The sequence below is a fragment of the Vibrio agarivorans genome (assembly GCF_030409635.1).
GTDB classification, from domain to species: domain Bacteria; phylum Pseudomonadota; class Gammaproteobacteria; order Enterobacterales; family Vibrionaceae; genus Vibrio; species Vibrio agarivorans.
The window spans coordinates 1,099,978-1,118,288 of record NZ_JAUFQF010000004.1; the positions used below are offsets into that span (position 1 = coordinate 1,099,978).

Annotated in this window: 19 protein-coding genes; 16 read left to right on the forward strand and 3 right to left on the reverse strand. The window is 45.7% G+C overall.

Annotated features, from left to right (window positions below; genetic code table 11):
- Positions 1 to 83: 83 nt before the first annotated feature.
- The 4 genes from QWZ05_RS13625 (at position 84) to envZ (ending at position 5,410) form a co-directional block, all read left to right on the forward strand.
- Positions 84 to 1,979, forward strand: a complete 1,896-nt coding sequence (locus QWZ05_RS13625) for a putative ATP-dependent zinc protease (protein ID WP_290298867.1) — start codon at positions 84 to 86, stop codon at positions 1,977 to 1,979.
- A 671-nt stretch (positions 1,980 to 2,650) separates the two neighbouring features.
- Positions 2,651 to 3,130, forward strand: a complete 480-nt coding sequence (greB, locus tag QWZ05_RS13630; protein ID WP_264874488.1) for a transcription elongation factor GreB — start codon at positions 2,651 to 2,653, stop codon at positions 3,128 to 3,130.
- A gap of 161 nt (positions 3,131 to 3,291) precedes the next feature.
- A complete protein-coding gene (gene ompR / locus QWZ05_RS13635) occupies positions 3,292 to 4,011 on the forward strand; it encodes an osmolarity response regulator transcription factor OmpR (RefSeq protein WP_264874487.1) in 720 nt (239 codons plus the stop codon).
- Between the two features lie 94 nt (positions 4,012 to 4,105).
- Positions 4,106 to 5,410, forward strand: coding sequence for a two-component system sensor histidine kinase EnvZ (envZ, locus tag QWZ05_RS13640; protein ID WP_264874486.1), 1,305 nt, complete (start codon positions 4,106 to 4,108; stop codon positions 5,408 to 5,410).
- Positions 5,411 to 5,628: 218 nt separating this feature from the next.
- Here the strand turns inward: envZ and QWZ05_RS13645 are convergent, their stop codons facing one another.
- Positions 5,629 to 5,994 carry an endonuclease domain-containing protein gene (locus QWZ05_RS13645; RefSeq protein WP_290298870.1) on the reverse strand — a complete coding sequence of 122 codons (366 nt, stop codon included), beginning with the start codon at positions 5,992 to 5,994 and terminating at the stop codon, positions 5,629 to 5,631.
- A gap of 58 nt (positions 5,995 to 6,052) precedes the next feature.
- Complete coding sequence (gene recG, locus QWZ05_RS13650; protein ID WP_290298873.1) at positions 6,053 to 8,131, reverse strand: ATP-dependent DNA helicase RecG; 2,079 nt, start codon at positions 8,129 to 8,131, stop codon at positions 6,053 to 6,055.
- Between the two features lie 425 nt (positions 8,132 to 8,556).
- Between recG and rpmB the strand changes: the two genes are divergently transcribed.
- From rpmB to QWZ05_RS13710, 12 genes are all read left to right on the forward strand, one after another.
- Entirely contained in the window at positions 8,557 to 8,793 is a 237-nt protein-coding gene (gene rpmB, locus QWZ05_RS13655) for a 50S ribosomal protein L28 (protein WP_004728407.1), read from the forward strand.
- Between the two features lie 13 nt (positions 8,794 to 8,806).
- The gene (gene rpmG, locus QWZ05_RS13660; RefSeq protein WP_002535344.1) at positions 8,807 to 8,974 is read left to right on the forward strand and encodes a 50S ribosomal protein L33; all 168 of its coding nucleotides are present in this window, start codon (positions 8,807 to 8,809) and stop codon (positions 8,972 to 8,974) included.
- A 320-nt stretch (positions 8,975 to 9,294) separates the two neighbouring features.
- Positions 9,295 to 9,804 (forward strand): hypothetical protein, encoded by a 510-nt coding sequence (locus tag QWZ05_RS13665; RefSeq protein ID WP_290298875.1) that lies wholly within the window; start codon positions 9,295 to 9,297, stop codon positions 9,802 to 9,804.
- Between the two features lie 145 nt (positions 9,805 to 9,949).
- Positions 9,950 to 10,765 (forward strand): bifunctional DNA-formamidopyrimidine glycosylase/DNA-(apurinic or apyrimidinic site) lyase, encoded by an 816-nt coding sequence (gene mutM, locus QWZ05_RS13670; protein ID WP_290298876.1) that lies wholly within the window; start codon positions 9,950 to 9,952, stop codon positions 10,763 to 10,765.
- Between the two features lie 29 nt (positions 10,766 to 10,794).
- Complete coding sequence (locus QWZ05_RS13675) at positions 10,795 to 11,235, forward strand: FAD synthase family protein (protein WP_290298878.1); 441 nt, start codon at positions 10,795 to 10,797, stop codon at positions 11,233 to 11,235.
- Positions 11,207 to 11,851 (forward strand): SDR family NAD(P)-dependent oxidoreductase, encoded by a 645-nt coding sequence (locus QWZ05_RS13680; RefSeq protein ID WP_290298879.1) that lies wholly within the window; start codon positions 11,207 to 11,209, stop codon positions 11,849 to 11,851. Before QWZ05_RS13675 ends, QWZ05_RS13680 begins: the two co-directional genes overlap by 29 nt.
- Positions 11,852 to 11,892: 41 nt before the next feature.
- Positions 11,893 to 12,681, forward strand: coding sequence for a LicD family protein (locus QWZ05_RS13685; RefSeq protein WP_290298881.1), 789 nt, complete (start codon positions 11,893 to 11,895; stop codon positions 12,679 to 12,681).
- Between the two features lie 10 nt (positions 12,682 to 12,691).
- Positions 12,692 to 13,459, forward strand: coding sequence for a glycosyltransferase family 2 protein (locus QWZ05_RS13690; RefSeq protein ID WP_290300798.1), 768 nt, complete (start codon positions 12,692 to 12,694; stop codon positions 13,457 to 13,459).
- A gap of 1 nt (position 13,460) precedes the next feature.
- Positions 13,461 to 14,393 carry a glycosyl transferase family 90 gene (locus QWZ05_RS13695; protein WP_290298883.1) on the forward strand — a complete coding sequence of 311 codons (933 nt, stop codon included), beginning with the start codon at positions 13,461 to 13,463 and terminating at the stop codon, positions 14,391 to 14,393.
- A 5-nt stretch (positions 14,394 to 14,398) separates the two neighbouring features.
- Entirely contained in the window at positions 14,399 to 15,457 is a 1,059-nt protein-coding gene (gene waaF / locus QWZ05_RS13700; RefSeq protein ID WP_290298886.1) for a lipopolysaccharide heptosyltransferase II, read from the forward strand.
- On the forward strand, positions 15,447 to 16,736 hold the full coding sequence (waaA, locus tag QWZ05_RS13705) for a lipid IV(A) 3-deoxy-D-manno-octulosonic acid transferase (protein WP_290298888.1): 1,290 nt from the start codon (positions 15,447 to 15,449) through the stop codon (positions 16,734 to 16,736). Before waaF ends, waaA begins: the two co-directional genes overlap by 11 nt.
- 103 nt (positions 16,737 to 16,839) lie before the next feature.
- Positions 16,840 to 17,589, forward strand: coding sequence for a glycosyltransferase family 25 protein (locus QWZ05_RS13710; RefSeq protein WP_290298890.1), 750 nt, complete (start codon positions 16,840 to 16,842; stop codon positions 17,587 to 17,589).
- Here QWZ05_RS13710 and QWZ05_RS13715 read toward each other — a convergent pair.
- The gene (locus QWZ05_RS13715) at positions 17,586 to 18,311 is read right to left on the reverse strand and encodes a 3-deoxy-D-manno-octulosonic acid kinase (protein WP_290298892.1); all 726 of its coding nucleotides are present in this window, start codon (positions 18,309 to 18,311) and stop codon (positions 17,586 to 17,588) included. The two genes, QWZ05_RS13710 and QWZ05_RS13715, sit on opposite strands and share 4 nt — an antisense overlap.

Below are 18,311 nucleotides of genomic sequence, written 5' to 3' on the forward strand. Positions count from 1 at the left end.
TTTTATTTGGGACAATTCGCCGCTCATAGCGGTCATACAAGTTTCGCCATTGCCAACTTGTACCTAACTCACGGAAAGAAAGAATGAGAAAAACAGTACTCACTCTCGTCGCAAGCCTTTCACTGGCGCTTGGCACAGCCATACCTGCAGCCTCGGCTCAATCGTATGAGCACTTAGATGCCACGACTCAACATCCCCTATTTATGCTTGATGACCGCCCCGTACTTGGTGGCATCGAAAATGTGTATTACAGCGATATCCCAGAGCTTGAGGGTGTTGCCTTTACCGGAAAGATTGATACGGGCGCCGATACGACATCGATGCACGCTATCGATGTGCATGTCTACAGCACCAATCCGAAATATGAAGGCCTGAAAGATGAGGAATTTTTGGAAAAAATGGTCGATGAATACGGCGGCCCGAAAAGTAACTGGTGGCTCGATAGCTACGATGAGGTTGCTGAAGAGGTAGCCGGCTTTGTGACATTCGTTATACCGCACCCTTACACTGGTGAGCATGTGAATGTTGAGCTTCCATTGTCACGTCCGAGTGTTGTGCGCAGCCGAACGAGTGAAAAGCCTATCTATCGCCCAGTAGTCAAACTCCCTATGACTATTGCAGGAGAAACGGTGATGACGGAGGTGAACCTGACCGACCGTGCCCATTTTTCTTCTCCGATCCTTATCGGCAAAACGTTCTTGCGTGAACATGCATGGGTGTTTACCGGCTACGACTTTTTGCAGTCAAAGTCTGACTCACAGCTGATTGGTAAACGCGAGGTGCTTAATATTGAGGGCTTGCCTTATACCACTAGTCTCTCTTTCGCCAACCGCTACACCATCTTCCATGCGACAAACGTCAAAGTGGATGAAGAGGCAGAAACAGTCAACTTCACCTTACATAGTGATGATGAGTCAAAGCCGATGACGCTGCCTTTAGTGCGAATGTTAAAAGTCTCTGGCAACGAGCGACCGCTCGTCTATCTTCCAGTCGAGTTTGGTGAGTTAGGCACTAAGATGGTGTTAGCTTATCCCGATGACCGTTCAGACAATTCATCTGAGCTGCGTCTAGGCCATGAGATACTTAATCAGTGGTTTGTGATTGATACCGACAAAAAGCAATGGTTGAATGGTAAAGGAAAGAGTTATAAGCAAGCCGTGAGTGAAGGTGCGTTGGTGGTCTCTCCAGTCGAAGAGATACAAGTGGAAGGCATTCCTATGGATGCTGAGCCCTCTTTTGTGGTTCAAACATCGCTACTGAAAGTCAAAGATTACCGCTTGACCAAGAAAGGTAAGAAAGAGTTTGTCACTTTTAGCCTCACAGATCAGCGTGGTGAGCCAGTTCGCATCACCAAGCCTGTTGAGCGCAAGGTCAGAGTCGGCGACGAGGTTCGCCCTATCATCAACACAAAACTGACGATGGCTGATGTGACGGACGATCGAGACGTTGCACTGACAAAGCTCGGACCGAAAGAGCAAGACCCATATTTCGTCTTGGGTCAAAACTTGGTGAAAAACGAAGTGCTGGTGGACACGCGTACCGATCATATTCTTGATAGTTACCCACTATTTAAAGCCGGTTACATTGAGCAAGCAACGGTGGAAGGCTTAACCTTCCCAGTTAAGCTAGATACCGGTGCAGATATTACCTCTATCAGCGCAACAGATATTCAGCAGTTTGAGCGCGATGGTGTGCCAATGGCGAGCTTCACGTACAGCAATCGCTCCGGACAAGAGCAAGAGTTCACACTAGAGGTGGTTGATGTTATGCGCATCAAAGCGAAAAAGGGCGAAGAAACCAATGTACGTCCAGTCGTGATGATGAATGTGAAGCTCGGTAATGTAGAGAAGAAAGTGCGGGTTAACTTGCAAGACCGCTCACGCTTTGAATACAGCATGATTCTAGGTAAAAATTTCTTGAAGTATGGTGCAGTAGTCAGCAGTGATGAGCAGTATATCTATACGAGTAAACCAGAGTAATCTGATTTAGCTCCTCCCCCTTTTCAAGGGGGAGGCCGGGAGGGGGTAAATTGCCCTGAAGGCTAACGCACACCGTGATATACGAGGTTAGTGCGTATTAACCCCACCCTAACCCTCCCCTTGATAAGGGGAGGGGACAAAGAGCGTTAGCGACTGAGCTGTTGCTCTTGCTCCTCCCCCTTTTTCAAGGGGGAGGCCGGGAGGGGGTTAACTGCCCAGAAGGCTAACGCACACCGTGATACATGAGGTTAGTGCGTATTAACCCCACCCCAACCCTCCCCTTGATAAGGGGAGGGGACAAAGAGCGTTAGCGACTGAGCTGTTGCTCTTGCTCCTCCCCCTTTTCAAGGGGGAGGCCGGGAGGGGGTTAACTGCCCAGAAGGTTAACGCACACCGTGATACATGAGGTTAGTGCGTATTAACCCCCACCCTAGCCCTCCCTTTGATAAGGGGAGGGGACAAAGAGCGTTAGCGACTGAGCTGTTGCTCTTGCTCCTCCCCCTTTTTCAAGGGGGAGGTTGGGAGGGGGTTAACTGCTCAGAAGGTTAACGCACACCGTGATATACGAGGTTAGTGCGTATTAACCCCACCCTAGCCCTCCCCTTGATAAGGGGAGGGGATAACGCCTTTCCGTGGAAAGGGTATTGATTGATAAAACTAGAAATAACCAAGTGAAAACCAAACTAATCACCCGTGAGGGCTACAACAAACTCAAACAAGAGCACGATTATCTGTGGAATGAGCGACGTCCTGAAGTGACAAAAATCGTCACATGGGCTGCAAGCCTTGGCGATCGAAGCGAAAACGCCGACTACACGTTCAATAAGCGCTTATTGCGCCAAATCGACCGCCGCGTTCGCTTTCTGCGTAAGTTTCTTCCAGACGTCACGATTGTCGATTACTCACCACAGCAGGAAGGAAAAGTGTTCTTTGGAGCCTGGGTAGAAATTGAGAACGAAGACGGTGATATAAAGCGTTTTCGAATCGTTGGCCCTGAAGAGATTTATGGTGACTCAAAGGGTTACATCTCAATTGATTCGCCAATGGCAAGAGCTTTGCTCAAGAAAGAAGTCGATGATGAGTTTGTCGTTCGCACACCACAAGGCGACAAGGAGTGGTTTATCAATTCCATTGAGTATGAAAAAGAGTAACTTAATTTCTCTTTGCTCAAGAAATACTCATTAACAATTATCTCAACCTTGGTGCAGAAAAAAATGTTACATTTTGCGCATAATCCTGTACCAACGCCAACCAAGCACGATAGCTAAGTGCTGTATGGGCGGCAATCGCCTCTTATTAATAGGACGGTTTCATGCAAGAAAACTTTAAAATCTTAGTAGTCGATGACGATGCGCGTCTGCGTGCATTACTAGAGCGTTACCTTACGGAGCAAGGTTTCCAAGTGCGCAGTGTCGCCAATAGTGAACAGATGGACCGTCTATTAACTCGCGAGAGCTTCAACCTGATGGTGTTGGACTTGATGCTACCAGGTGAAGATGGTCTTTCTATCTGTCGTCGTCTGCGTAACGCGAATAACACACTGCCTATCCTGATGCTGACAGCAAAAGGCGATGAGGTTGACCGTATCGTGGGCCTTGAAGTGGGTGCAGATGATTACCTGCCAAAACCTTTCAACCCACGTGAATTGCTTGCTCGTATCAAAGCAGTACTGCGTCGTCAAAACGTAGAAGCACCGGGTGCGCCTAGCTCTGCTGAATCAGTAGTTGAATTTGGTGACTTCCGTCTAAACCTTGGCACACGTGAGATGTTCCGCGGTGAAGAGTCTATGCCTTTGACGTCGGGTGAGTTTGCGGTATTAAAAGCGCTAGTGACCAATGCTCGTGAGCCAATGTCTCGTGATAAGCTAATGAACATGGCTCGTGGTCGTGAGTACTCCGCGATGGAACGCTCAATCGATGTTCAAATCTCTCGCTTACGCCGCATGCTTGAGGTTGACCCAAGCAAACCTCGCTACATTCAAACCGTATGGGGCTTAGGCTATGTCTTTGTTCCAGATGGCAAAGCAGTATAAGCTGACTTAATGAAACGAAAGGCGCTCATTGGAGCGCCTTTTTAGTATACTCACGTCAATCAACATCACCTTGCACTCTGTATTAAGGATTAATATGCGTGTTCGTAGTTCAATCACTCAGTCCATCATTCTGTTTTTGACCATCTTGGTCGCCAGCCAGATTTACTCCTATTACGCAGTATTCAACTATGCGTTGCTGCCAAGTTTAGGCCAGTTCAATAAACTGTTGAGCTATGAAATCCAACTGATGATGGACAACGGACAAGCAATTGACGAAGAGTTAGAGCGTCCCGTGCGTCAACGTGTACTGCGTGAGCTAGGTGTAACTTTACATGCCAAAGATAGCGAACTAGGGCAGAAATTCCAAAATGCGATGGCGATTGATCTGATGAGCGAAGACATGAGCCAAGAGCTTGGTCAACCCACAGAAGTGCGCTTGAGTCTAGGTGATGAGAGCTATGTGTTGTGGATGAGCCTAGACGCCTTGCCTGACTCGGTAATACGTATCCCCCTCACTGAACTGCAAGAAGAAGACTTTTCACCACTGTTCTATAACAGCGTCATCATGGCATTGGTGCTAGTGCTGGGCGGCTGGCTGTTTATTCGAGTACAAAACAGACCCTTGTTGGCTCTAGAGAAAGCGGCGATCAAAGTCGGACATGGTGAAATACCACAACCCTTACCAGAGCGCGGCTCGACAGAAATTCGCTCCGTAACTCGCGCTTTCAACCAAATGTCAAAAGGCATCCAAGCCCTTGAAGAAGACCGAGCGCTATTGATGGCGGGCATCAGTCACGACATTCGCACACCGTTGACTCGAATTCGCTTAGCGACAGAGATGATGTCGCCAGAAGATAACTATCTAGCCGAAGGCATCATCAGTGATACTGAAGAGTGTAATGAGATCATCGGCCAGTTTATGGATTACCTTAAGCCCGTCCAAAGCGACCAGTTTGTCAGCGTCGATATCAATGGTATGACAGAAGAAATAGCGTCAGCAGAGTATGGCCCTGATGTCAGCATTGAAGCGGTACTGAGCGATGATTTACTCGATGCAAAAGGAAGCCCAATCGCTATCAAGCGCGCGGTAGCCAACCTGGTCATGAATGCAACTCGTTACGGTAATGGCTGGATCAGAATCACCACAGGCATGACGGCAGACAAACAATTGGTATCAGTAACGGTTGAAGACAACGGGCCGGGTATCGCAGAGGAACAAGTAAGCAAATTGTTCGAACCTTTTACCCGAGGCGACACCGCCCGCGGCAGTGAAGGCACAGGCCTTGGGCTAGCAATCGTCAAACGTATTATTAGCCAGCACAACGGCGCGATTGTGATTAATAATCGCAGTGAGGGTGGGTTAAAGGCGCAGATCAGTTTTCCTACGGTGAAGAAGTAAAGTTAGCTCTTGCTCTTGCTCCTCCCCCTTATCAAGGGGGAGGCTGGGAGGGGGTTAAATGCACGGTCAGCAAATGCCAAGCCCTGCATAAGTTGATAGTTTTTTAACCCCACCCTAACCCTCCCCTTGATAAGGGGAGGGAACAAAGAGCGTCAGCGACTGAGCTTTTGCTCTTGCTCCTCCTCCTTTTCAAGGGGGAGGCTGGGAGGGGGTTAAACTTAAGCATTATGTTTATCGATAAAGTGCCATATTTGTTCTAGTACATCATCCAAGTGACAAACAACCTGCTCATTAGTAAATCGCATTACCGAAAGCCCTAGAGAGGATAGATAGCGATCACGTAACTCGTCTTTTTGCTGATAAACAGGGGTGTAGTGAGAGTCACCATCTAGCTCGATAACGAGCTGGAGCTCGGCACAGTAAAAATCGACGATGTAACGGTTGATACTATGCTGCCTGCGAAATTTCACGTTGAGCTGACGAGCGCGAAGCTGTTGCCAAAGTAAAACCTCTGGTTGAGGCATGTTTACTCGAAGTTTTTGGCGAGTCTTTTTTAGAACTGGAATATTATTGATTCTTCTCATTAACCTTCCTTGGTTGTATCCATTCAGTAATGGCTAATCCCTTTTCAAATCTGACCCATTACGCCTTAGCATAATGATCCCTTTCCCCCAACCATCGCTCAATAATCGCCTTAGCATTCTCCGGATACTGCTCATGAACATGACGAGCCAGTCTCTGCACCTCGGGAATCAACCGTTGATCTCGAACCAAGTCCGCAATCTTAAAATCGGCCAAGCCCGTCTGCTTAGTACCAAGCAGCTCACCAGGCCCACGGATTTCTAAGTCTCGTTGTGCGATAACAAAGCCATCATTGCTCTCTCTGAGTACCGATAAGCGCTTCTGAGCGGTTTTAGATAGCGGAGAGTGATACAGCAGTACACAATGGCTTGCGACCGAACCACGGCCTACACGGCCACGTAGCTGGTGTAACTGCGCCAAACCAAGACGCTCTGGGTTTTCGATGATCATCAAGCTAGAGTTGGGCACATCTACGCCCACCTCAATCACAGTAGTGGCCACAAGCAGGTGCAGTTTGTTGTCTTTGAAATCTTGCATCACAGCTTGTTTCTCGGCAGATTTCATCCGTCCGTGCACCAACCCAATTTTTACATCAGGGATTTTTCGACTCAGCTCCTGAGCGATCTGTTCAGCCGCTTGCGCCTCAAGCACTTCAGATTCATCAATCAGCGTACACACCCAGTAAGCTTGCTTGCCTTCATTAAGGCAGGCACTTTTCACACGCTCAATAATGTCATCACGTTTGGTATCGGGAATCGCTACGGTTTGAATTGGTGTCCGTCCCGGTGGTAGCTCATCGATAATTGAGGTATCCAAATCTGCATAAGCCGTCATTGCCAGTGTCCGAGGAATCGGTGTCGCGGTCATAACCAACTGATGAGGGAAAACGCCCTGTTTCTCGCCTTTTGCGCGCAGCTCTAAACGCTGGTGGACACCGAAGCGATGTTGCTCATCAATGATCACTAGTGCAAGTTTCTTAAACTCAACCTGCTCTTGGAATAGGGCATGTGTCCCAACGACCATTTGCGCCTCACCAGAAGCAATACGAGCTAACTCCTTTTCTCGCGCCTTTCCTTTAAGCTTGCCCGCCAACCAGCCGACAGAGATGCCCATCGAATCAAACCAACTGGCAAAGTTAGCCGCATGTTGCTCGGCTAAAAGCTCAGTTGGTGCCATTAAAGCCACCTGATAGCCATGCTCAATCGCTCTAACGGCGGCTAATGCGGCCACAAGCGTCTTACCTGAGCCGACATCCCCTTGAACCAGGCGCATCATTGGATGAGGCTGAACAAGATCAGCTTCAATCTCACTGACAACTCTCTCCTGCGCGCCTGTCGGACGAAACGGCAGCAAATCGAGCAGCTGTTGCTTAAGTTTGTTTGAATCAGCAAGAGGCAAAGCCGCATCACGATGACCTTGTGTGCGCACAGCCAGCATAGAAAGGTTCTGCGCCATCAACTCTTCAAGTATCAAACGCAGCTGGGCAGGGTGTTTCCCTTCATCAAACGCTTCCATATCGAGATTAGGCGGGGGCCGATGAATCGTATGCAGAGCTTGCGAAAGCGTAATTTGATGGTCATAGAGACCGCTTGGCAGCAACTCTTGTACTGCACTTCCCTCGAGTAGCTTCAGGGCTTGGTCGGTCAAATTACGCAGCGTAATCTGTCTTAGGCCCTCTGTGGTTGGGTAAACGGGCGTGAGTGTATCTTCAAGCTTCTCGGTGCGCTCTGTTGTATGCAGCTTATATTCAGGGTGAACGATCTCCAGTCCCATATTGCCACGCTTGAACTCACCATAGGCCACAACCGTTTTGCCCTGAGTGAAGTTATTTTTCATCCCTGCAGTGAAGTTGAAAAAGCGTAGCGTTACCGTGCCATTGCCATCACTGATTTTGACCGTCAACATTTTACGGCGACCGAAAATGGTATCCGTCGCCATCACTTGTCCTTTCACGCAGCCCCATAACCCAGGATGGACGCGTGCCATGGGATAGATGCGCGTACGATCTTCATAGCGCAAGGGAAGGTGAAACAACAAATCTTGAACATTGTTGAGACCAATTTTTGTCAGTTTCTCGGCGACTTTAGCGCCAACACCGGTCAAAGAAGTCAGTGGAATAGCAGACAATAGTTGTGACATAGCAAAAAAATTTGTGTGAGATTAAAGTTAGTTAATCATTTGGCTGTGTATTTGTACAGTTTTAACTCAAAACTCGCCAATGATGTGCATCACATAAAGCCTTATCAAATATGGATTTTGGCGCATTTCAGTCACTTAAAACTAAATGACGAATTTTAGTTGTTCACCCGAAGAAATCTGCTACAATCCTCCGACAATTTTTAACCTAATTTCAGCTCTGCTCAAAAAAAGATCACGAAAACCTGCAAAAAGGATCTGTTCGGGTCTTGAGCAATGCTAGTCAAGTTAGTATAATGCGCGACCTTTGATAGCCTTGTATGGATTTTCCATAACGGTTTTTACCTCTAGATTCTGCTTTATTCAGAAATAGAGAGGTTCGGCCACCAAGGTTGATATCGAGCTGAAACGATTTGGAGAAGACATTCATGTCCCGAGTATGCCAAGTAACTGGTAAGCGTCCAGTAACGGGTAACAACCGTTCACACGCACGCAATGCTACTAAGCGCCGTTTTCTGCCGAACCTACAAACTCATCGTTTCTGGGTAGAGAGCGAAAAACGTTTTGTTAAACTACGTCTAACTGCTAAAGGCATGCGTATCATTGATAAGAAAGGCATCGATGCTGTTCTTGTTGATATTCGTGCACGTGGCGAAAACGTTTAAGAGGAATTAGGCAATGGCTAAAGGCATTCGTGAGAAAATCCGTCTAGTATCATCTGCTGGTACTGGTCACTTCTACACAACTGACAAAAACAAGCGTAACATGCCAGGCAAATTTGAGATCAAAAAGTTTGATCCAGTAGTTCGCCAACACGTTATGTACAAAGAAGCTAAAATCAAGTAATTGATCGCTTCCTTGAAGATTGTGTTAAAACCCGGCTTTCGAGTCGGGTTTTTTATTGCTTGAAGAAAAAGGTACAAGAAGAAAGGGCGCTTCGCTTCAAGGTAAAAGGCAACTGCGCGTTACCCTCGATTAATTTACCCTCAAAGCTTGTGAGTAGCTCAAATGCCGATAAAGTCCCTTGTCCCTTGTCCCTTGTCCCTTGTCCCTTGTCCCTTGTCCCTTGTCCATTGCCCCGTAAACGACTCACCCCAAGTCCTTCCCCAACCTCAAAATATCCCGTAAAGTATCCTCATATCAATAACTAAACCGAGGGTGAGCACATGCGAAAGAGATCAACCCAGCGCCAGCGCCGTTGGAACAACATACTAATTCTCGGCATCATCGCATTTATGGTGCTCATGAACGCGCCTAAGCTAATCCAAACTTATCTAATTGGTGAAGCCGAACCAGAAATAATAGAACCCATTGAAGTGGCCTCATCGCTCCCAAAACTCCTAGATCCCAACCACAAAGTCGAGGCCCTATACTTCAATGGCGCAGAGTTCAAATGGAAAGATAGCCAATGGACGTCTAACTTAAACATTAAAGACGTGCCTGTTTCAGAGCTCATCACCCGTTGGCGAGCTTTAGAGGGTACCCTGTTAGAAGAAGACGTCTTTACAGCGATTCGCTCAAGCCTAGGATCACCCGAAACGATCGAGGTGTGGTATCAAGACGTAGAAGAGCCACACAGAATCACTTTCTACCGTAGCGATGAATTTTGGGTATTCCAAAACTGGCAGCAGCAGTGGATAGCGATTTCATTTGATGTCGACTATTTGATACCGTAACCAAAACCTTGGCACCCAGAGCAAAATTCTGACACCTAAAGCAAGCGTCTGAAAAAAGTCTGTCACCCTAAACCAAAGTCGTCATTCTGAACAAAACGCGTCATCCTGAACTCGTTTCAGGATCTACCCAAAGCGAGCACAACCCATGCCCGAACTACCCGAAGTCGAAGTCAGCCGCCTAGGCATCACCCCACACCTCAAAGGCCAAACCATCGCCAAGTTCTCCTTCAGAGCCCCTAAACTACGTTGGGATATCCCTCAAAAGGAGCTAAAGCAACTTGAAGGGCAGGTCATCACCCAAATTTCCCGCCGAGCAAAATACTTGTTAATCGAAACGCTCAAAGGCACAGCAATTGTTCATCTAGGAATGTCGGGTTCATTGCGTGTGCTAGATGCTGATTTTCCGGCAGCCAAGCATGATCACGTTGATCTTCAGCTCACTAATGGAAAAATCCTCCGTTACAACGACCCTAGGCGCTTCGGAGCGTGGCTTTGGTGTGAGAAAGGTGAATCTCATCCAGTATTAGAGAATATCGGACCAGAGCCATTATCTAATGAGTTCAATGCTGACTATATATTACGAAAGGCTAGGGGTAAGCGCACGGCTGTTAAGTCGTTTATTATGGATAATAAATATGTGGTAGGCGTGGGGAACATCTATGCCAATGAGGCACTGTTTTCTGCTAAAATATCTCCTTTAAGACCAGCTAGCCAGTTGTCGATTTTGGAATGGCAACGTTTCGTGAATGCGATAAAAAAAGTGTTACATCGCGCTATTGAGCAGGGGGGGACGACATTGAATGATTTCTCGCGCCCCGATGGCAAGCCAGGCTATTTTGCACAAGAACTCAATGTGTATGGTCGTGCTGGCGAGCCTTGCTTACACTGTGGCTCCGTCATAAAGGAAGAAAAAATTGCTCAAAGGAATACCTTCTATTGTGACCGATGCCAAGCAATGTAACACGAGCCCCTTTTTTAGAGAGTAGCAATATGAGTATAGTTTATGTGTCAGGGACATTTGACTTGTTCCACAGTAACCACCTAAAAATGATCAATTATGGAAAAGGCCTGGGTGACACACTGATTGTTGGTGTAAGTACCGATGAGTTGGTGTGTTCATACAAAAAACCGCCAGTGGTACCTTTTGAAGAACGCATTGCTATCATTGAAGGGTTACGTGCACCAGATTTAGTCATTCCGCAACACACGTTAGAACATACCGAAACTGTACAAAAATTAAACATTGATAAGTTTGTGATTGGTGATGACTGGTTTGGTAAGTATGACTACCTGAAAGAGCTTGGAGTGGAAGTGTACTACCTACCGTATGGAATGGGTGTAAGCTCAACGACTCTGAAGCAGAGAATTTACGATCAATACAAACAGCTTATAAAGGACAGTGATGAACATCCGATCCCAGAGCCAAAATAAAATTCAGGTATTAATCACCGGTGGCAACGGTGATATCGCTAAAGCTCTCAAAGCGGCTCTGATAGTTAGCCAAGATTATGATATCCATACGCCAAGTCGAACTGAGCTCGATGTTACTTTGATTGATAGTGTGAAAACTTACTTTCAAAAACGTCACTTTGATATTGTCATAAATGCAGCAGGTACATTGTATTCTGCGAGGATTGAGGAGTCAGATCCCGAGCTGTGGATCAAAGATATTAACGTTAACCTTATCGGGGTATATCTATGCTGTAAGTTTACGTTGGCCCAAAATAACGAGACAAGAGTAATAAATATTGCCTCGACAGCTGCCTACAACGCCTACAAAGATTGGACCTCATACTGCGCGTCAAAAGCTGGTGTTCTCAAGCTTTCTGGCGGGTTGGTCCATGATGGTTACGATGTGGTTGCGATGTGCCCAGGGGCTATTGATACTAAAATTCGTCAAAAGTTGACCATCAGCAATAATAATGTGATGAGCATCGAAGAGGGTATTGCCCCTATTTTGCGTGCGGTAAAAGGACAGTATGAGAGTGGTGATATTGTGTTTTATCGCAAGGGTGTTGAGCAAGTATTAAAATATGACACGTTGTAGTGAGCAATGAAGGTCGACAAATAGACAAAAAGAGGTTTAGTGTGGAATACAACAACTACGATATAAATGAAGTACACAGTAAGTTGACAGAGATGCTCAAGGAATTACTTGATTTTTTTGATAAGGAAAATATTCGCTATGTAGCGATAGGTGGTACGGCTTTGGGGGCATATCGCCATTCTGGCTACATCCCTTGGGATGATGATGTTGATTTGGCGATTCCGCGTGATGATTACGAGCGCATGATTAAATTAGCGCCAAAATTTCCAAAAAGTTTGTTTTTACAAAATTACCTCACTGACTCAGGATTTCATCTCTTTTTTTCCAAAGTACGCTTGAACAATACGACATTTGTGGAGGAACGATTTGAGCACAGCGAAATGCACCAAGGGCTGTTTATTGACATTTTACCGATGGATAAGAACACCACTAAAGCTGATGACAAAGCAGTATTTGATATCACTAATGCCTTCTCTCGTCGAGTCAAACCATACCCAGGGCTGCTAGGCAGTTTGCGTAAGACCATCTATACGCTGGTTTACCCACATCCGCTTAAAACCTATCAGAAGGTTAATGAGTGCATGGCAAAATACAATGACCAAAAACCGGTTTCATGGAGCACTATGGGGCATGAGGATAGCTTTCTAGAAGAAGATATCTTCCCTGCTAAGGAGCTTGATTTTGATGGTTTGAAGCTAAAAGTACCGAAAAATATTATCGGATATTTGAGTTCGAAATATGGCCCAAACTACATGACCCCGCCGCCAGTAGAGAAGCGTACACCGCCGCATAAAATCATCGAAGTCGACTTAACCCAAGGCTTGAGATAGTTTACGAGGAATCAACATGTCTACATTAGCAGTTGCGCTGATTGTAAAAAATGAGCAAGCAAAGCTTGCTCGCTGTCTAGATAGCGTACGTGAGTGGGCGGATGAAATTGTCCTATTAGATTCAGGCAGCACGGATGAGACTGAAACGATAGCGAGAAAGTACACCTCCAAGTTTTATGTGAATACTGATTGGCAAGGTTTTGGTAAGCAAAGGCAACGGGCTGAAGCTTATGTAGAGTCGGATTTTATACTGTGGTTAGATGCCGATGAAGTGGTTTCTCAAGAGCTAAAAGTCAGTATTGGCCGAGCGATAGAAGCTCATAGCGAAGGCAGTGTGTATCAACTCAATCGTAAAAATTCGGCTTATGGGAAAACGATTGATCATAGTGGTTGGTCGCCAGACTGGATTGTTCGTTTATATAAGCGTGGTGATGCAGCTTATACAGACTCACTTGTTCATGAAAAAGTCGCGCATCAGGGACCGAGTGTAAAGCTTGATGGTTACTTGTATCACGATACCTATGAAAACTTGCATCATCACATTCGAAAAAGCACCCACTACATTGAATTGTGGGCGGATGAGCGAGAAGGTCGTAAAAAAGGTGGCTTGTTTTCAGCATTAACGCACGCATTTTGGGCATTTATCCGTATGTTCATTTTTCAAAAAGGCTTTTTGGATGGCCGACACGGGTTTGTGATTGCTTGGATGGCAATGCACTCTACGTTTGTAAAATATATGGACCTTTATTTCCGAGATTACGTCAAGAGACAGCAATAGTATGTTCAAGTTTTATGTAAGAAAGCTAGCGTGGTTGTGTATCCCCCGCTTTATACTGCAGCGCTACCGTACTCACCTTGAAAAAAAATGGCATAATCAACACGAGTATATTCAGACTCGTATTAACTACTATTGCGCGCTTAAGCAGGGCTTTTCCCTAGATGCTAAAGCTACAACGTACAACTCATACCAACGCAAGGGAAATACGGCATATTTTCTCGATTTAAAAGAATACTTGCGTTATTTTCCACGTACTTTTCGATTCTTGTACCACTTTGGTGATGAGACTCATGTTAACGATAAACCGACTCTCTTTAAAGCGCGACCGCAGCGCTCAGAAAACGAAAACTCCGTACTGTTTAAGCTCGATACACCAAGACATTTTCGTTTTGTCAATGATACGACATCATTTCGAGATAAGAAAAATATGGCGATATTTCGTGGTGCCGTGCACGGCGAACAATCGCATCGTGTCAGTTTTATGAGAAAAATGTTTGATCACCCTTTGATGGATGCTGGCCAGCCAAATTTTAGTGATTCAGAGTATTTTGAAACACGATGGCAAAAGCCTTATATGGATGTCAATGAGCAGCTTCAATACAAGTTTTTGGTGTGTTTAGAAGGTAACGATGTAGCTTCAAACCTGAAATGGGCGATGTCTTCCAACTCAGTGGTGATCACGCCAAAGATGAAATTTGAAACTTGGTTTATGGAGGGCAAGCTTGAGGCGGGTGTGCACTATATTGAAGTTAAAGATGATTGGTCAGACTTTGATGAGAAAATGGCCTACTACTTGGCTAACCCAGAGAAAGCGGAAGCAATTATAAAGAATGCACACGCGCACGTCGCACCGTTTCTGAACTCAGAACTAGAGCGGTTAGTGTGTATCAAAACGCTTGAGCGCTACTTTGAATTGTCGTCGCAGGTAATATGACAACTATGAAAAAAATTTTAGTAATCGGCCCGTCTTGGGTGGGCGATATGGTGATGTCACAAGGTTTGTACATTGAGCTAAAACGTTTGCACCCAGAATCCCAAATTGATGTCTTAGCGCCGGGGTGGTGTAAAGCGATTTTAGATCGTATGCCAGAAGTGAATGAGGCGTTGGATATGCCACTTGGCCATGGCGACTTTGACTTGAGAACACGTTATCGAATCGGCAAGGTACTCAGAGGCGCGAATTATGATTTAGCATTTACGCTACCTAACTCAGCTAAGTCTGCATTGATCCCGTGGTTTGCGCGTATTCCTGTACGTACTGGTTGGAAAGGGGAGTGCCGTTATGGATTACTTAACGATCTTCGCACCAACAAAAGAGCATTTCAATATATGCTCGAGCGTTATGTAGCTCTCGCGCACAAGAAGCAGGAAATGACAGGCAGCGGTTGCTTAGGTGCATTGGAGTCGTTGCCTTATCCTAAACTATCGCTATCGGCAGACGCGCTTGAGCAAGCCCTAGCTAAGCTCAAACTCAATATGGATAGACCCGTGTTGGGCCTGTGTCCAGGGGCAGAATTTGGCCCGGCGAAGCGCTGGCCAGAGCAGCACTACTCGAGAATTGCAGAAGAACTGATAGATAAGGGTCATCAGGTGTGGCTGTTCGGTTCAAAGAAAGACACAGAAGTGACGAGTCAAATTCAGCAATTGATGAGCGAATCGAGCCGCGCCCACTGCACCAATTTAGCCGGTCGCACGTCATTAATAGAAGCGATTGACTTGATCGGCGCTTGTCAAACTGTGGTTAGTAACGATTCGGGCTTGATGCACATCGCTGCAGCTGTGGGTTGTAACGTAGTGGCAATTTATGGTTCGAGTTCGCCCAAGTACACCCCTCCCCTGACCAGTAAACTCCGAGTGCTTAACACTGACATAGAGTGTCGTCCCTGTTTTCAGCGTGAGTGCCCTAAGCAGCACCTTAAGTGTTTAGTAGATTTAGTTCCCCAACATGCTATAGAGGCAATCGAGAGTTTCGATCAGGTACGTTGTGATGAAAGCTAGGTTAGCACGTCTCATTTACACTGCTGTTTTGGCCTTAGTGTCACCAATTCTCCTGTGGGGGCTTTATCGTAAACGGCCCAATAAGCCTGAGTTTGGTATTCGTTGGAAAGAACACTTTGGTTTTACGCCCGTGCTGAGAGGTGTGAGTGCCAAGGTAATTTGGATCCATGCTGTCTCAGTCGGTGAGGTATTAGCCAGCAAACGACTTATTTTGGATCTTAAAGCACGCTATGTCGATGCGACGATATTGGTAACTACTACCACCAGTACAGGAGCTGAACAGGTAGCTGCGATGGAGGCTGGCATTGAACATCGCTATATGCCCATCGACTTTTCTTGGTGTGTTCGACGGTTTTTACACGTTGTGAAGCCCTCACTGTTGCTCGTAGTGGAAACTGAAGTGTGGCCGAACACATTGAGAACTGTCAAAAAGAGTGGGGTGCCGATGCTACTAGTTAATGCTCGCTTATCAGAAAAATCACAGAACAATTATCAAATAATCAAAGACCTTATTTCTCCGTCACTTGCTCATTTTAACCAAATTTTGACGGTACATGATGATGATACTGACCGTTTTATAGAGCTTGGTGTAGCCGAAACGCGTGTTTCGACTATGGGGTCACTTAAGTACGACGTGTCGATTTCTGAATCGATAAAAGATCAAAGTGAATTGTTGAAAACGTCATATACTGGAAGACTTGTATTCGTCGCGGCTAGCACGCATGCGGGCGAAGATGAGATGATGTTAGAGGCGTATAAGCTTACTAAAGTTCATGTGCCTAACTTGTTATTAGTGTTAGTGCCAAGGCATCCTGAGCGTTTTGATAGTGTGTTTGAAAACATTGTTTCAATGGGGCTGTTGGGCGCTCGAAAAACTCAGTTAAAAGACCAAACGTTAGAAGACAGTGTTGACGTATACCTTGCTGATACAATGGGTGAGATGTTACACATACTTGGTGCAAGCGATATGGTTTTTATGGGAGGGAGTCTTTTAGGGAAAAAAGTGGGTGGGCACAATTTTGTCGAGCCAGCACTTCTTAGTAAGCCTTGTCTGACCGGCCCTAGCTACTATAACTTTCAAGATATTGCCACCCAACTTATGAGTGTTGGTGCTCTTAATGTGGCCGAAGATGCTCAAGCTGTGTCAAAATATATTAGAGATTTCCAAGCTTGTCCTGCGCCTTATGAGCAAGGTGCAACTGCAGGGCTTTCTATTGTTAAAGCCAATCAAGGGGCACTTTCACGGGCACTAGATATCATTGACGAGTATATTGCTTAAAGAGTCATTCGACGCGCTTTGTTTGGAGCTTATTTACACCTAGTGTATTCTGGTTGAAATAATAGGCCCCTAACGGTGCACAACACACAGAACTGGACAAACTATGCCGCATATACCTACTTATGTTATTCACCCCACAACAGGACATGAAGATAGAGAAGCACATCTGGTTGAGCACTTACCGAGTGTTGGGCTCACTGATTATGAGTTCATCAAGGAAGGTGATGCTGATGCGCTTAGCAATGACATTATCAATGACTTTTTCGGCCCAGGATTGACTTTGGGAGGAATGTCTTGCAACTACAAACACTACTTATCGTACAAGTATATGCTTGAACGTGATCAAGACTACTGTCTAATACTTGAAAACGATGTGTTTGTGGATAAGGACATATTGTCTCAAATCGGTCGAATGTTGGCCGAGGTTAAGAGTAAGCGTAATTGGCTAATCAATATTGAAGAAGCGTCAGAGTTGGTGCCAATATGGTATCGAAAGCCAGGTAAATTGGTATACCGTGCAGGGAAAAATAAGATGGCTGCTGGTTATATCGTTGATAAGTACTTTGCACAAACTATGGTGACGTACTTGGAAGCAAATCTGATTGATAAAAACTTTGACTCACTGATTTCTCAAGTGGCTGAAGAGCTTGCGATATCATTATACTGGAGTCATCCACCGCTGGTCCGTCAGGGGAGTAAAGATGGTACATTTGCTAGTGAGATTAGTGATGAGCAGCAAGGTTTTTGGGTGAAAATAAAAAGTAACACTCGCAATTTCTATAAAATGCATGTGTTGAGTAACATTCAGCCAAAGCGCTTGCGTTTGTTTCGCCCATATAAAGATGATGATTAAACGTCGGATAGGCTTGATACGCCATACCCTGTGAGCAGGTGCTGCCAATCGCTCAATTCAAACTTGATACCTTTACGACTTTGCTCTTTTTTAAATGAGCGCAATAATCGTTTTAGGTTGCTTTGCTTCCAACTGCTATTCCCGAGTTCAATTCGACAATTGTCAAAGTCAATCAACCAGACTGTTTGTTTACTGTCGATGAGAATATTGTGGCAATTTAAGTCAGTATGGTTTACGCCAGCTTGGTGCATTTTTTTTATCTCTTGCCCTATGCGTTGATAGATATCCGCAGACATCACTTCGCGCTGCAATCTATCGACCAGCGCGCTTGATTGATGAATTTTCTGGGTGATGATATCGGTTTTGTAAAACAGGCCATGCCGGGTCACTTTCGCAGCGATTGGACTTGGTACGTTCACGTTACTTTTCTTCAATTGTTCAAGGGCATTTAGTTCAGCGACGCTACGCGTTTTCTTCATTCCTAAATACAAATAACTGTCACGTACCACCTTTCCCAAGAGCCCACCACGATAATAGTGGCGAATAGCGAATTCGTTGGATTGCTCTTTGACAAACCAAGTAGTTCCTCGACCAGTCGCGCTACCCATGATTAAGTTACTGCGGCGCCAAAACTCTATATTGAAAGCATCTTCGACCTTTACGCTCAATTTCTTAGGGTCAAAGTAGTAGGTAACATTGTTGTGCTGAACTAGATTGAACAT